General features: G+C 64.3%; 14 protein-coding genes and 2 pseudogenes. 12 read left to right on the forward strand and 4 right to left on the reverse strand.

The window, feature by feature from the left end; genetic code table 11:
• Window positions 1–8 precede the first annotated feature (8 nt).
• From ACZ2G3_RS11020 to ACZ2G3_RS11050, 7 genes are read left to right on the forward strand one after another with little or no spacing between them, the layout of a single operon-like run.
• Window positions 9–434: a flavodoxin domain-containing protein gene (locus ACZ2G3_RS11020; protein ID WP_470395984.1), complete on the forward strand. Its 426-nt coding sequence runs from the start codon at window positions 9–11 to the stop codon at window positions 432–434.
• Window positions 431–1,393, forward strand: a complete 963-nt coding sequence (locus tag ACZ2G3_RS11025; protein WP_470395986.1) for an alpha/beta fold hydrolase — start codon at window positions 431–433, stop codon at window positions 1,391–1,393. The genes ACZ2G3_RS11020 and ACZ2G3_RS11025 overlap by 4 nt, the downstream gene beginning before the upstream one ends.
• Window positions 1,394–1,411: 18 nt before the next feature.
• Window positions 1,412–2,422 carry a medium chain dehydrogenase/reductase family protein gene (locus ACZ2G3_RS11030; RefSeq protein ID WP_470395988.1) on the forward strand — a complete coding sequence of 337 codons (1,011 nt, stop codon included), beginning with the start codon at window positions 1,412–1,414 and terminating at the stop codon, window positions 2,420–2,422.
• On the forward strand, window positions 2,419–3,837 hold the full coding sequence (locus ACZ2G3_RS11035; RefSeq protein ID WP_470395989.1) for an amidohydrolase family protein: 1,419 nt from the start codon (window positions 2,419–2,421) through the stop codon (window positions 3,835–3,837). Before ACZ2G3_RS11030 ends, ACZ2G3_RS11035 begins: the two co-directional genes overlap by 4 nt.
• Before the next feature lie 10 nt (window positions 3,838–3,847).
• Complete coding sequence (locus ACZ2G3_RS11040) at window positions 3,848–4,936, forward strand: alpha/beta fold hydrolase (RefSeq protein WP_470395991.1); 1,089 nt, start codon at window positions 3,848–3,850, stop codon at window positions 4,934–4,936.
• A 30-nt stretch (window positions 4,937–4,966) separates the two neighbouring features.
• The gene (locus ACZ2G3_RS11045) at window positions 4,967–5,632 is read left to right on the forward strand and encodes an ester cyclase (RefSeq protein WP_470395993.1); all 666 of its coding nucleotides are present in this window, start codon (window positions 4,967–4,969) and stop codon (window positions 5,630–5,632) included.
• Complete coding sequence (locus tag ACZ2G3_RS11050; protein WP_470395995.1) at window positions 5,629–6,657, forward strand: alpha/beta fold hydrolase; 1,029 nt, start codon at window positions 5,629–5,631, stop codon at window positions 6,655–6,657. Before ACZ2G3_RS11045 ends, ACZ2G3_RS11050 begins: the two co-directional genes overlap by 4 nt.
• A gap of 692 nt (window positions 6,658–7,349) precedes the next feature.
• Here the strand turns inward: ACZ2G3_RS11050 and ACZ2G3_RS11055 are convergent.
• Window positions 7,350–7,475 carry a hypothetical protein gene (locus ACZ2G3_RS11055; RefSeq protein WP_470395996.1) on the reverse strand — a complete coding sequence of 42 codons (126 nt, stop codon included), beginning with the start codon at window positions 7,473–7,475 and terminating at the stop codon, window positions 7,350–7,352.
• Between the two features lie 93 nt (window positions 7,476–7,568).
• On the opposite strand from ACZ2G3_RS11055, the pseudogene ACZ2G3_RS11060 reads away from it, so the two are divergent.
• Window positions 7,569–7,951: pseudogene (locus ACZ2G3_RS11060) on the forward strand (IS5 family transposase); the annotation flags it as partial.
• Between the two features lie 19 nt (window positions 7,952–7,970).
• Here the strand turns inward: ACZ2G3_RS11060 and ACZ2G3_RS11065 are convergent.
• Window positions 7,971–9,130 (reverse strand): IS3 family transposase gene (locus ACZ2G3_RS11065; protein ID WP_470395998.1). Its coding sequence is split into 2 segments (ribosomal slippage): window positions 7,971–8,872 and window positions 8,872–9,130, totalling 1,161 coding nucleotides; the frame shifts between segments, so codons are not numbered across the junction.
• Between the two features lie 45 nt (window positions 9,131–9,175).
• Between ACZ2G3_RS11065 and ACZ2G3_RS11070 the strand changes: the two are divergent.
• The 4 genes and pseudogenes from ACZ2G3_RS11070 to ACZ2G3_RS11085 all read left to right on the forward strand — a co-directional run.
• Window positions 9,176–9,581, forward strand: a pseudogene (locus tag ACZ2G3_RS11070) (IS5 family transposase); the annotation flags it as partial.
• 716 nt (window positions 9,582–10,297) lie between these two features.
• A complete protein-coding gene (locus ACZ2G3_RS11075; protein ID WP_470395999.1) occupies window positions 10,298–10,522 on the forward strand; it encodes a hypothetical protein in 225 nt (74 codons plus the stop codon).
• A gap of 35 nt (window positions 10,523–10,557) precedes the next feature.
• A complete protein-coding gene (locus ACZ2G3_RS11080; RefSeq protein WP_470396001.1) occupies window positions 10,558–10,938 on the forward strand; it encodes a DUF6481 family protein in 381 nt (126 codons plus the stop codon).
• Window positions 10,939–11,754: 816 nt separating this feature from the next.
• The gene (locus ACZ2G3_RS11085) at window positions 11,755–12,180 is read left to right on the forward strand and encodes an HD domain-containing protein (RefSeq protein WP_470396002.1); all 426 of its coding nucleotides are present in this window, start codon (window positions 11,755–11,757) and stop codon (window positions 12,178–12,180) included.
• A gap of 35 nt (window positions 12,181–12,215) precedes the next feature.
• On the opposite strand, the gene ACZ2G3_RS11090 is transcribed toward ACZ2G3_RS11085, so the two are convergent.
• On the reverse strand, window positions 12,216–12,791 hold the full coding sequence (locus ACZ2G3_RS11090; RefSeq protein ID WP_470395978.1) for a thermonuclease family protein: 576 nt from the start codon (window positions 12,789–12,791) through the stop codon (window positions 12,216–12,218).
• A gap of 209 nt (window positions 12,792–13,000) precedes the next feature.
• A complete protein-coding gene (locus tag ACZ2G3_RS11095) occupies window positions 13,001–13,396 on the reverse strand; it encodes a septal ring lytic transglycosylase RlpA family protein (RefSeq protein ID WP_470396003.1) in 396 nt (131 codons plus the stop codon).
• Between the last annotated feature and the right edge of the window lie 338 nt (window positions 13,397–13,734).

The raw sequence follows: 13,734 nt of genomic DNA on the forward strand, positions 1-13,734 counted from the left end.
ACAACCAGATGACCAACAGGATCCTCGTTGCTTATGCAACCCGTACAGGGTCCCCCAACGAGGTAGGGGACAGGATCGCCCGGCACCTCTGCGAAGCGGGCCTTGCGGCGGAGGCGCGGCCGGTGGGCGAGGTCACGGGCCTCGACGGCTATTCCGACGCCGTTCTGGGCAGCCCGGTCCGTTATGGATCCTGGTTGCCCGAAATGACGGACTTTGCTTCCGAAACTCACGGGGCACTGTGTGCCATGCCGGTGGCCTACTTCACGACGCACATGCTGGCTCTCGGCGGCGATCACGCCGCGGCGGCCGAGCGGGCGAAATACAGCGCGAAGGCGCGTGATCTGATCTCGCCGGTGGGCGACAGACGAGACTGGGACTGGATCGCCGCGTGGGCGGATGGGCTTGCGCCGCGACTGTCCTCGGCGCCGGCATGACGACGCGGCGGAGCCTCCTGCTGGGTCTCGGCGGGCTGGCGCTTGCCGCTGGCGGCTATGCTGCGGGCGCCTTTCAAGAGGCGCGCAGGCAAGCCGACAGCCGGCTTTTCGGGCGAGCCACCCTGATTGACGCAAGCGCCGGGCCGCTGGAGTATGTCGTTGCGGGCGAAGGCGTGCCGCTGATGATGATCCACGGAACCGGCGGCGGGTTCGATCATGGGCTCCTGTTCGCGGCTGGGTTCCGCCGGAGCGGCATTCGGATTGTTGCGCCGTCGCGCTTCGGCTATCTCGGCAGCGCCTTTCTCGACGACGCCTCGCCCGCCCGTCAGGCCGACACGCTGGTCGAGTTGCTCGACCGTCTGGGCACTGGTCGCCTCCCCGTCATCGGGGGCTCGGTCGGGGCACTGACGGCGGCCGAATTCGCGCTTCGGCATCCCGACCGGTGCTCGCATCTCGTGCTGATCGTCCCGGCCGCAAACCTGACGAACCGCGACCTGGTGGAGTTCACGGCGCCGCAGCGGCTTGCCGTGGGGGCCGTGCTCGGGTCGGATTTCTGGTTCTGGTCACTGTCGCGTCTGGCACCCGGTCAGATGATCCGCACGCTGCTGGCGACCGATCCGGCCCTGCTGGACCGGGTGCCCGAGGCCGAACGCCTGCGGGCCCATGCGATCCTTAATCAGATCGTCCCGATCGGCCGCAAGGTTGACGGGCTGAGGAATGACGGGTTCTGGGCCGGAACGCCGACGCCCACGGCCTACGAGCGGATCGCCGCGCCGACGCTGATCCTGTCCTACGAGGACGACCTCTTCGGCACCGCCGGCACCGCCCGCCTGCTGGCCGACCGCATCCCCGATGCCCGCCTGATCCTCTACCCCGACGGCGGTCACATCTGGCTGGGCCATGACGATGCCCTGACTGGCGAGATCGCAGATTTCATCGCGCGAGCGGAACGTTCGTGACCCACAAGGAGACACTCGATGCCCTGGACCCGTGTCAGACTAAACGCCTTTGGCGGCCCAGAGGAACTGGAGCTCGACACCGTCACAGACCTGCCGGAGCCCGGCCAAGGCGACGTGCGCGTGCGCGTTCTGGTGACAAGCGCTGCATTCACCGACGTCATGATCCGCAAGGGGATGTATCCGGACGTGAAGGACCGGCCGCCCTTCACCCCCGGCTATGACATGGTCGGCGTTGTCGATGCCAGCGGCCCCGGCGCGACCCGCTTCCGTCCCGGCGAGCGGGTCGCGGACCTGACGACCATCGGCGCCTACGCAGAGTACATCTGCCTGCCCGAGGACCGGTTGACCCCAGTCCCCGAAGGCGTGTCGGACGTAGATGCTCTCGGCATGATCCTGTCGGCTCTCACGCCTTTCCAGATGCTGCACAGAGTGGCGAAGATGCAGGCGCGCCAGAGCCTGCTGATCCACGGCGCCGGCGGCGCGGTCGGGACAGCAATGCTGCAACTCGCAAAGGACTCGGGCATCACGGCCTTTGGCACCGATATCGCCGCGAAACACGATCTGATCCGCAGCCTCGGTGCGACGCCCATCGACGCCGACGCGCCGGAAGAGGCGCTTCGGGCCGCAGTCGGCGAGGGCGTGGATTGTGCATTTGATCCGCTCGGCGGGGAAAGCCTGTCCCGCTCGCTCCATGCGCTGAAGCCGCGCGGGATGCTCATCGCTTTCGGTTTCCAGAATGAGGTTTTGGGGCGCGGGGGCTCGATCCCTATGGATTTCGTAAAGCTGAAGCTCTGGGACTGGCTGCCGAACGGCCATGCGACGGCGTTCTATTCGATCGGCGCCATGCGGCGGAAACATCCCGACTGGTTCCGCGAGGATCTGGCCACGCTGTTCGAGATGCTGGCCGAGGGCCGGATCGCCCCGGTCGTCGCCGAGGTGCTGCCGTTGTCCAAGGTGCGGCAGGCCCATGCCGGGGTCGAGGCGGGAGATGTCGCCGGAAAATTGGTCCTGCGGGTGTCGCAGCCATGAAGCCGGTCCCGACGCTCACCCTTGCGGCATCCCTGGGCCTCGCATCGGCTGCAATGGCCGAGACGACGCTCTTGACCGATGTGACGATCGTGAATGTGGAAACCGGCCAGATTTTCGGCCCGACGTCGGTCCTGATGCGCGATGGCTTGCTTGCAGAGATCGGCATCAGCATTCCGGCAGAAGATGCCGCCGTCGTCGATGGGAGCGGCGGCTTCCTGATCCCCGGTCTGTGGGATTCACACGTCCACATCTTCTCCACGGCAAACGAACCCGAGACGGCGCTGCCGCTCTACCTGATCAACGGTATCACCGGCATTCGCGACATGGGCGCGCTCTGGCCGATCCAGCAACAGCAGGACCTGCAGGCCCGGATCGAGGCGGGAGAAGTCCCGGGGCCGCGCCTGATCCTCTCGGGCGCTTGGGTCGATGCCGCGCCGGGCTCGTGGCCGGGCATGTTTCTGGCTGACACGGAAGCGGAGGCGCGCGCGGTCGTCGAACAGGTGGCGGAGGAGGGCTGGGCTGCAGTGAAGTCCTACTCGATGCTGGACGAGCCGACCTATCTGGCGCTCGCCGAAGCGGCCGCGGAGCGGGCTCTGCCGCTGGTCGGACACATCCCCGAGCGCGTCTCGCTCGCGACGGCGCTTGCGGCCGGACATGACGGCATGGAGCATTTCGGGCGCGTCACCATGGCCTGCTCCACCGACGAGGAACGCATGCTCGACGACCTGCGGGAGGCGACGGCCGAAGGCGCCGACCTGGCGCGCGTCTTCGAGATCATGGCCGCGCGCAACCGGATCATCCTCGATACCTGGGACGACGCGCTGTGCGACCGCGTCCTCGGTGCGATGGTGGCGGAAGGGATGCATGTCAGCCCTACGCTCGTCGTCGCCGACTTCTACACCGGCAACTGGCCTGAGCCCGACGCCCCTTGCATGCGGATGATCCCCGCGGAGGTCCGCGAGGCATGGGGCCGGCCGGACTTCCGCCTCGAGGCGATGACCGACGACGTGCGCGCGCTGGCCGACGAAAGCATCGCCCTCGATCGCCACACGTTCCTGATGGCACATGCCGCAGGAGTTCCGATCCTGGCCTCGAGCGACGCCTCTTTCGCCAACCCCTACCTGTTTCACGGATTTTCGCTGCTTGACGAACTCGATCTCTACGTCACGATCGGCCTTGCACCGAGAGAAGCGCTCTACACGGCGACGGTCGCGCCACCCCGCTTCTTCGGCCTTGCGGATCAGGACGGGATGATCGCCCCGGGCCGCCGGGCCGACCTCGTCCTGCTGGACGCCAATCCGCTCGACGGGCTCGACACGCTGCGCCGTCCGCGCGCCGTGATCGCCGGCGGACGCCTCTTCGACCGTGACGCCCTCGACGACTTCGAGGCGCAACTGCGCGAGGCGGGGAAGTGACGTGCGCCTCATGACCATCTTCCTTCTCTTCCTCGCCGCCCTGCTTGTCGCTGGATTGGCCTGGCTCTTTGCCGTCAGCCCCGGCCGTCCCGACCCGCTGCGTGACGCCGCAGGCAACGTCATCCCGGGCAGCATATCGGAACGTGTGACCCTGGACATCGGCGGCATTCCGCAGGGCATGTTCATCCAAAGCGTTGACCCCGCGAACCCTGTCCTCATGTTCCTGCACGGAGGGCCCGGCATGGTCGAGTTCTTCATGGAGCAGGAGCACCCCACCGGTCTAGAGAACCACTTCACCATGGTTTGGTGGGAGCAGAGAGGTGCGGGCATGTCCTTTTCACCGGATATACCGGCCGAGACCATGACGGTGGCGCAGATGATCTCGGATACGGTCGAGGTCGCCGACTACCTTCGGACGCGGTTCGGGCAGGACCGGATCGTCCTGCTCGGCCATTCCTGGGGCGCCTATCTCGGCATTCAGGTCGCCGCTGCCGCGCACGACCGCTTCTTGGCCTATGTCGGGATGGCCCAGATCGTGCACCAGCTCGAGTCCGAGATCATGGCCCGCGACTACATGATCAAGGTCTATCGTGCGCGCGGCGACGAGGCCATGGCTCGCCGGCTCGAGGCCGCGTCCGTCAGCATGGAGGCGGGCACGTCGCCCGAATGGATGCGGCTGCGCGACGGCGCCATGCACAGGATCGGCGTCGGCCACACCCACGACATGGACTCGGTCGTCACGGGCATCTTTCTGCCCATGTGGCGGGTGCGCGCCTACACCGTGCCGGAGAAGATCAACATCTGGCGCGGCAAGCTCTGGTCCCGGCCGTTCTTTTGGGACGCCCTGATCCGGGACGATCTGCGGAACCGCCTTACCGAGTTCGCCCTCCCGGTCTATTTCTTCGTCGGCCGGCATGATCAGACCGCCAATCCCGAGCTCTCGCGCGCCTACTTCGATGCGATCAATGCCCCCGTGAAGAGCTTCTACATGTTTGAGAATTCTGCTCACAGTCCGCTGTTTGAAGAGACCGAGCGGGCCACCATGATCTTGTTGAACGATGTCTTGGCAGGAACGAATGCGCTGGGGGACGCGCGGTAATGCGTTGCAGCGCAAGTAGAGGCGAGGTCGATGACACAGATTGCCGATGCACAGTTCGCCCGGGTTTTTCTGGCACGGCTGCATGCCGCGGCGAATTTGCACGACGCTGACGCTGTGGCGGCATTGTGCTGCGAGGACGTCGTCTGGGACGGCCGGGCCGCGTCCAGGCCGCTGCAAAGACGCGAAGCCGTCCGCCGCTTCCACCGGGAGACGATGTCCCGCGCCCTTCCTGACGTTCGGATCGAGATGATCGACGGCCCGTATCATGCGCTCGATGGGACGGGGGTCTCGGCACGGTTGAAGATCAGTGGCACGATGACCGGCCCGCTCGTTCCGCTGGGCTTCGCACCGGCGAACGGCTCACCCGTGTTCGAGACTGCCGAATTCTCCCGTTTCGAGGGCGGTCTGCTGTCCCGGCACACCGTGATCATCGACATGCTGGGGCTCGCCCGGCAGATCGGTGCCGTGCCACCGCTCTGGATCGCGCTTCGGCGCAGGCCACGCCTGCGGTTGGGGCGGGTTATGGTCGGCGTGACCGCCGCATTATTGACCCTTTGGCCACTCTGGGCCGCGGCGCAGGACTACCTGTTCCTGTTCTCGATCCTCCTTGGCTTCTGGTCCTGGCCCGGCACGGCCCCGGGCCTCGCAGGCGCGGGCTTTGCGGCGACAGCCCTCGGACCGGCGTGCAGGCAATGAGGGCCCTCCGTCTCGTCACTCTGGTCTTAATCGGGCTCTTGGCTGCCGGGCTGGTCTGGAAGATACTGCCCGCGCGCACCGCGCCCGTGGTCGGCCCCGATCCAATCGCCGAACTTGTCCCCGCCGAGATTGGCGGAATGACCCAGTGGTTGCTGATCCGCGGGGCGGACCGTAAGGCTCCGATTCTGCTGTGGCTGCACGGCGGGCCGGGCGCGGCTCAGATGCCACTCCACTCAGCCACCGCAGCGCTGGAGCGCGATTTCGTCGTCGTCCACTGGGACCAGCGCGGCGCAGGCAAGTCGAACCCGCCAGGCTTCGATCCCTTGACCATGACTTTCGAGCGGTTCCTGTCCGACGCGCGCGAGGTCACCGCGCAATTGCGTGAGCGGCTGGGAAATCAGCCGCTGATCGTGCTCGGCCATTCCTGGGGGACGATGCTCGGCGCCCGGCTGGTGGCACGATGGCCCGAGGACTATGCCGCATATGTCGGCGTCGGGCAGCAGGTAGACGAGATGCGCGCCGTAAAGCTCGAGCTGGACTGGGTGCACGAAGTCACGCCTGATTCAGATCTTGCGGCTATGGCCCCCGAGGCGTTTCACGATCATGATCTTTACGTGCGCCTTAAGCAGACCATCGAGGCGCATGACGGCGGGATGAACGTCTCACTCCTGTCGCTGCTGCCGCGGGCGCTGGCCGCCCCCGAATACCGGCTGTCGGATTATCCGCACTGGCTTGATGGGGCAAATCGCGGCAGCGGGCCGATGTGGGCGGAGTACCTGCAGCGTGACCTTATTGCGGAGGTCCCCCTCATGCCCGTGCCGATGCTGCTCCTCTCCGGCGCGCAGGACATGAACACGCCGGTCTCCCTGGTGCGGGAATGGGCCGACGCGGTCGAAGCTCCGCAGGGCAAGTGGCTGGTCGTGTTCGACGCGTCGGGCCACGCGCCGTTCCTGACAGAAACCGCGCATTTCGTGGAGGCGGTGAGGGACTTCGCTGCGGACGTCGCGGTGGAGACGGCAAGATGAGGTTGGCCGCCTTGGGCTTTCAGGCCCACCTCCATATCCTTAGGCCGGTGACGGCATACCCTTGGAGATAGGACCACGTGAACACCCGCTCGACGAGGCCAACGACGTTTGTCTCCCTGCGGGCCACCGTCAAAAGCGCAGTCGCAAGACCAAGGCCCTGCGGTGACATAGGCATAGCGCCCGAGCGCGGGACGCCGTCGCAAGGCCCGTTCGTCAACCAGATGCCGATCAGGATCGCGATGCCCATCGGACGGCCATGAAGATATGAAGCGTGCAGCGCAGGCTAAGGAATGGCGCGCAGCCCGGATCGCAGGGTAAAAAAGAGCGTCAGGACGACTCCCCCCCCCCGCCCCCGCGAGGCCGATCAGCAACGGTCCGGCAAGACCGGGCGTCTCCCGCGGCAGCCCACGGTGCAGCCCCGCCGCAAACGCGGACAACGAGACCGTGGTAAAGGAGGAGCAAGGGTTCGACGACCTGTTTCGCCGGGGCGCCACGTTCCATCGGTCCGCTGATGGCCTGCCCCACGGGAGAATAATCGGGTGTCATGGCCATGCCCGCAGGATCGGCTGCGAAAAACACGGCTGCTACAAGCGGTCCCAAGAGGGCCAGCGCCTGAAGCAACCGGTTGCGTCCCGTCCCATCGGTCATGGCATCAATTCCTTTACCGCCGGTCGTTCCGCCGCCAGAAGAACTCAGGGCGCAAGCCCTCTCCGCCTGATGAGCAGATCAAGCGCGATGAGGACCAGAAGCGTGATCAAAGCGGTCCCGATCAGCGGCGCCTGAAGGGTTTCGAACGCGGCGAGGTTGTCCTGCGCCACGACAGCTTGAACGACCCCAAAGACACCTAGGCTCCAGACCCATTGATTTTACGCCCTTTGCGTGATTCAGGCCGCCGCAAGGAGACCTGATCGATGAGCAACCTGTTCTGGCTGACCGAGGCGCAGATGGCGCGCCTTCGCCCCTACTTCCCCAAGAGCCATGGCCGTCCCCGAGTTGACGATCTGCGGGTGCTGAGCGGCATTATCTTCATCAATCGCAATGGTTTGAGATGGTGCGATGCGCCGAGTGAATATGGACCTGCCAAGACGCTTTATAATCGCTGGAAGCGCTGGAGTGACAACGGGGTCTTCGCCCGGATCATGGTCGGCCTGGCCGCCGAGAGCACCGATCCGAAGACAATCATGATCGATGCAACCTATCTGAAGGCGCATCGCACGGCTTGCAGCCTGCGGGCCAAAAAGGGGGGCGCAGTCGCCAGATTGGTCGAACGAAAGGCGGCATGAACACTGACCTGCCCCCCGATCGTCCCTCGTTCATAACGAGAGTCTGCCGGTTTGAGATTGGTAGTCTGGGGGTTGTTTCATGGCAAGCGCGCCGGGCGCGGAGCCATTAGGGAGCGCAAGCGTCCGGCGCGCTTCGAGCGGCGTCAGGTTGCCGAGCGAGGAGTGCGGCCTGACAGCGTTGTAGTCGTAGCGCCAGAGGGCGATCTTTCGGCGCGCGTCATCCAAGGTGTCGAAGATCTCCTCGTTCAGCAGCTCGTCGCGCAGGCTGCCGTTGAAGCTTTCGATGAAGGCATTCTGCTGCGGCTTGCCGGGATCGATGTAATGCCAGGCAACGTCGTTCTGATCAGCCCACTTCAGGATGGCCCGGCTGGTGAACTCCGTCCCATTGTCACTGACGATGCAAGCCGGCTTTCCATAGATCCGCACCAGTGCGTCCAACTCGCGCGCCACCCTCGCGCCTGAGATGCTGGTGTCGGCAACCAGACACAGGTTCTCGCGGCAGCAGTCGTCGATCACCGCCAGGATGCGGAACTTGCGCGACGCCCCGAACGTGTCCGCCACGAAGTCCAATGACCAGCGCTGGTTGGGCATGAGGGCCAGGGGCATCGGCATGCGTGTGCCACGGGCGCGCTTGCGGCCGCGCCTGCGCCGGACCGACAGCCCCTCCTCGCGGTAGAGTCGATACAGCTTCTTCGGGTTCATCAGCATGCCCCTGCGCTCCAGAAGCAGACCAATCCGCCGATAGCCGAACCGGCGGCGCAGCGCCGCGATCTCCTGCATGGCTTTGCGGATCTCCGGGTTGTCGGGTGGACGCTGGCGTCGCACCGTCTTCGGATCGACACCGACCAAGACGCAGGCCCGGCGTTGCGAGATGACGTGATCCCGCATCGCCCTGAGCACTGCCTCCCGCCGCACCTTCGGTGTCGTCAGGGCTTTCCCAGAAGATCCTTCAGCACGATGTTGTCGAGCATGGCATCTGCCAGCAGACGCTTCAGCTTGCCGTTCTCGTCCTCGAGCGCCTTCAGCCTTTGGGCATCGGACACGTCCATGCCGCCATACTTGGCCTTGAGCTTGTAGAACGTCGCCGGGCTGAGACCATGCCGGCGACAGACCTCCGCCGTCGCCATTCCGGCCTCCTGCTCCTTGATCATCCCAATGATCTGCGCCTCGGTGAAGCGGCTTTTTCTCATGTCGTCTGCTCCTTCGTAATGAAGCAAACTCTACATTAAACCGAGGGACGTTCCGGGGGGCAGGTCAACACCAAGCTGCACGCCGTCACCGATGCGAAAGGCAGACCTATCCGGTTCTTCATGTCGGCAGGACAGGTCAGCGACTACACCGGCGCAGCGGCGCTTCTGGACGGCCTGCCGCAGGCTGATTGGTTCTTGGCGGACCGAGGCTATGATGCTGACTGGCTGCGAAGCGTTGCAGGACAGAGGGATAAAAGCCTGTATCCCTAGCCGGAAGTTGCGCAAGAAAACCGTGAAATACGACAAGCGCCGCTACAGAAGGCGCAATCGCATCGAGATCATGTTCGGGCGGCTGAAAGACTGGAGACGTGTCGCCACGCGTTACGACAGGTGCCCGGAGACATACCTCTCCGCAATAGCATTGGCCGCAACCGTCCTATTTTGGCTGTGATCAAGAACGAGTCCTGAGCCTAGGTTCTGATCAGATCGGGAAATCAGAATACGTGAATATCCGCCGGTGGCTGCTCGCATCATCAAAGGCGGTCTGTCGTCAGTTCAGAATACCCTGTTCGGAGGATGAAGCGCTTGATTCCTCAATTTTGTTATCTGCTATTTGGCAAATCTCTACATGGCCGAAGCTCTGGGCGCCGTAAGACAGGGTAGATTGACAGTGAGTTGACCATCAGGTGCTTTATCGCCATAGAGATGATATCAATATTATCTTCCCGAGCTTTGGTTGTTGCGCGCTTGGCATCGCGCCATGAGCGACCCCCCCTTGAAGGATTGGCGTCTTTAACCGCACCGCCTGTGCGTGGCATTCGCCGATAGGTCGATGAAAGGGTTCATCACGCGTACGGGCACAGTCATGAAATAAGCACCTCCGACGGGTTTGGATCTACCCATCAGGACAACTGGCGTGCTGACGCATCTGTCTACGTCGGCCACCGAACTGGCCGCAGTGCGCCCTATCGTCTGAGGTCAGAAAGTCATCGCGATCACGAATGCGACACAAGCTGAACCGGCAGATCGAAGACGCGGGAGCCGCTTTCGTTCCCCCGCAGCCGCCGAATTACAGGCACAGGCGAACGCAGATCGGGCCGCGACGCTTGGCAGGCTGCCTGGTGTGATTATTGCCGCTCGCCTTGCGAGCATTTCAGCGAGGATAACATGACCGAAAGCTACAGCAGGCAGCGCCAGAGGGCAGAGATCGCGTTCGGCAAGATGCAGTCGCCCCCCACCGCGCGCGAACGAGCCTTCGACGAACTCGACGCGATGAAAATCACGCGCGAGGAGAAGACCCTGAGGCTGCGCGAGGCGCGCCTTGCGAAGGAACGGCAGGACCGCTCAGAACGCGGTTCCACCGCACCCGAGAAACAGACACCGAAGCGGTGACCTCTTCAGAAACAAATCTTAACTGGAACAGAACCTTGAAACACACGAACAAGAACGACCTCTCTGATCGCCGCACCGCTGCTACCGATGCAAAGGCCGCCCGCCTTCAGGCCTATCAGTCCGCCAGGCAGGCCGCTGAACTGGGTCGCGATGCCCGGCAGATGGAGCGGATCGCCCTCGCCGAAGCACGGGAAGCGCGTCGCGTTCTGCGCGAACAGACGAAGCTGGAGGAGCAAGCTCGGATAGAGGCGGAGAAGCGTGAGCAAGACACAGCCGCTGCAGCCGCTGCCACAGCTGAGTCCGACGACCGTGCCCAAGCTGCCGACAGCCGGATTGCCCGCGTCATTGGCGATGAGGCCACCCGCAAGGCTGAGCGCGACCAGCGTTACGCCAACCGCAAGGCGCGGCAGGCCTGAAGGACCCAAGGCCGCGCGTGGTGTTCTCGACATCTTGGAAGCACAACGCGCCTTGGAACGACGACGCCTTTAGCTGCCTGCAGATTAGCCTGCGTTGCACCGGAAAGAATTTTCCTTTGCAACGTCACTTGCGGCGAGGGGGCCGTCGGCCCCTGCTGCAGATCAGGGTATTAGGAATCATCAGCCCTCCCACACAAGCAGCGCGGTGGACAGCAGTGCAAAACCCGGACCTGAACAACATTGCTCAGGTCCGGACGCCTTGTCGTACCGGAAGGTATAAGTCAAAGCCCTACGCCAAGACGACCATTCGCAGCCAATCCCCCTGTGCCAGTCCCACCATGATGAAGATGAGCCCGGAGCCGGATCAGGCCATTGACAAGCCTTGCCCGTCGCCTCCCTTCTTGGTTGCGCCCGTGTGGTGGCGGTTAATGTCGCAGCCCTCCGCGAAAGCCAGTCGGTCATGCTCACCACGTTGTGCAGTGGGCTGCTACGCTCCGCAGCCGCACAGTCGTTGATCCACCGAAAGTGCCTATCAGGTCCGCTGGCTATGTAGCATGAGATGCAGCCGGAATGAGGAGGGTCTGTACGATCAAGTTGGTTTCCGCAGATACTGCACCACACTCTTCATCTCCCGATTTGTCCTCTCATAAGGGCGCCAAGCGATTGCTTGTCCGTGAGCAGAAGAGCAGCAGCCCGATGGAACACAGCGTGGGGTCATCTGTTGATCTGGACTCGCTGTTGGAACTGGCCCCGCCGTGACTGCCGGAGCTTTTTTTCCTGTGCGAGGGGCAGTCATACCTGCCGGAGGATGCAGCCATGGATCTGGAACGCGCCATAGAGATTGCAGCCCGCGCGCATCGTGGTCAGCGGGACAAGGCGGGGGAGCCCTTCATCCTGCACCCGCTGCGGGTGATGCTTGCCTGTTCGACCGGACCGGAGCGCATCGTGGCCGTGCTCCATGATGTGGTCGAAGACACTCATTGGACGCTCGATGACCTGCGCAGGGAGGGTCTGGGCGAAGAGCTGGTGGCCGCGGTTGACGCGATGACCCGGCGCGAAGGCGAGAGCTATGCCGATTTCGTGGACCGTGCGGCGCGCAATCCCATCGCCCGCGCCGTGAAGATCGCGGACCTGCGCGACAACCTCGACATGACCCGCATTGCGGATCCCACCCAGTCCGATGTGCAGCGGTCGCGGAAATACCTGCAGGCGTTGAGGTCGCTGGGCGTGTCGCCCGAGTGACGCAGCAGGGCCTCTCCGGCGCGTCTCGGGGAACCTTACCGCTCGCCCTTCCGCCAGTCCCAGGGCATGACGAACTCGCTGCTCCAGACCCCCCGCTGCGCCACCCGGGCCACGACCTCTTCCGGGTCATAGGTCCTGCCGCCGTATTGCCGGTAGGCGACCGCCCAGCCGTTCTCGACCATCCACGCGTTCAGGTTCTCGGCACCGGCCCAGCAGATCGCGACGCTCCGTTCATAGCGGTCCCTGTCCTGCTCCTCGCACCTGACCTGTCGCCCGGCGATCACGGAGACAAGGGCGTCTTCGGCCTCCACCCCGCAGGCCCAGTTGCGACCGCCCCGCCGGCAGCTCTGCGCCGCTTCGGGGGCATCGATGCCGAAGAGCCGAACGCGCGCTCCCGCCACGTCCAGCGTATCGCCATCGATGACCTTGGCGTTCCCTGCCTGTCCTGTGGCCGGGGGCTGGCCGCTGACAAGCTCCTGCAGCACCCCTTCCAGCGCCTGGCGCAGCCGGGGATTGTCGTCGCCGATCAGGAACAGCGCCGCCACAAGGGCAATGACGGCAAGCCAGACCTTCGGGCCGGTACGGCGTCTTGTTCTGCGGCGCTTCGTCATGCTGGTGATGTGCAACAGAGCGGAGGCATCGGCAATGCCAGATGCTCAGGATTTGGATGGTCCACGAATGCAAGCAGATGTGGAGGCCAGAGGATGCGAGACCCGTTCCGGGTGCAACTGGCAATATGAGAGCCGCCGCGCCTGCTTTATCCGACCTGCATCTGCCTGCTGAACGAGAGCGCGGCCTGATCCGGCCGGACGGCCCACCCTCAGGCGCTACCCAGCACCTCGAGCTTCACGCGCCCGACGCCGGTCGAGACGAGGCCGATGTCTTTTGCCGCTTCCTTGGAAAGATCGATCACCCGGTTATCTGCGTAGGGACCACGATCATTGATGCGCACCACGACCGACTCGTCCGTCGCTGCGTTCGTCACCCGGACGCGCGTACCGAAAGGCAGGCTCCGGTGGGCGGCGGTCAGATCGTTCATGTTGAAGGTCTCACCGTTCGCCGTCTGGCGCCCGTGAAAGGCGGCTCCGTACCATGAAGCCATTCCGGATTTCACCTTGCCGGCAGAGCCGCTCTCATGCGCCAAGGCTGCAGGTACCAGAGCAAGGGAAGCAACTGCCGCAATTGCGGCCTGACGAAGGAATGTCGGCTTGATCAAGGGTCAACCTTTCGAGGGGAAATGTCGCGCTGTCAGGTGCTATCTGGAGGCTCGCCGCTACAGGGGCAATGCAAGGACGGTACCGGTTCCGCCTTCCCTCCGCTTCGAGCGAAGCTTCGCCGCTGGCGTATGCTGCGGACGGCATATATCCGCCGCCGCCGACGGCACCTCGTCCAAACGTTACCATTAGCCGCCTTGACGAAAGTGAACTGGAAAGAAGCTGCGAGCCTGGCCTTCACCTTCGCACGGGAGTTCATCACGCTCTCCAGCTTCATGAAGGCGGCAGGCCCTTGGGCATCTCGCTCATGCGGCCAGCGGCGCCTGCTTGGGCCTCCGAG

Source organism: Paracoccus sp. KKT209 (assembly GCF_055635455.1).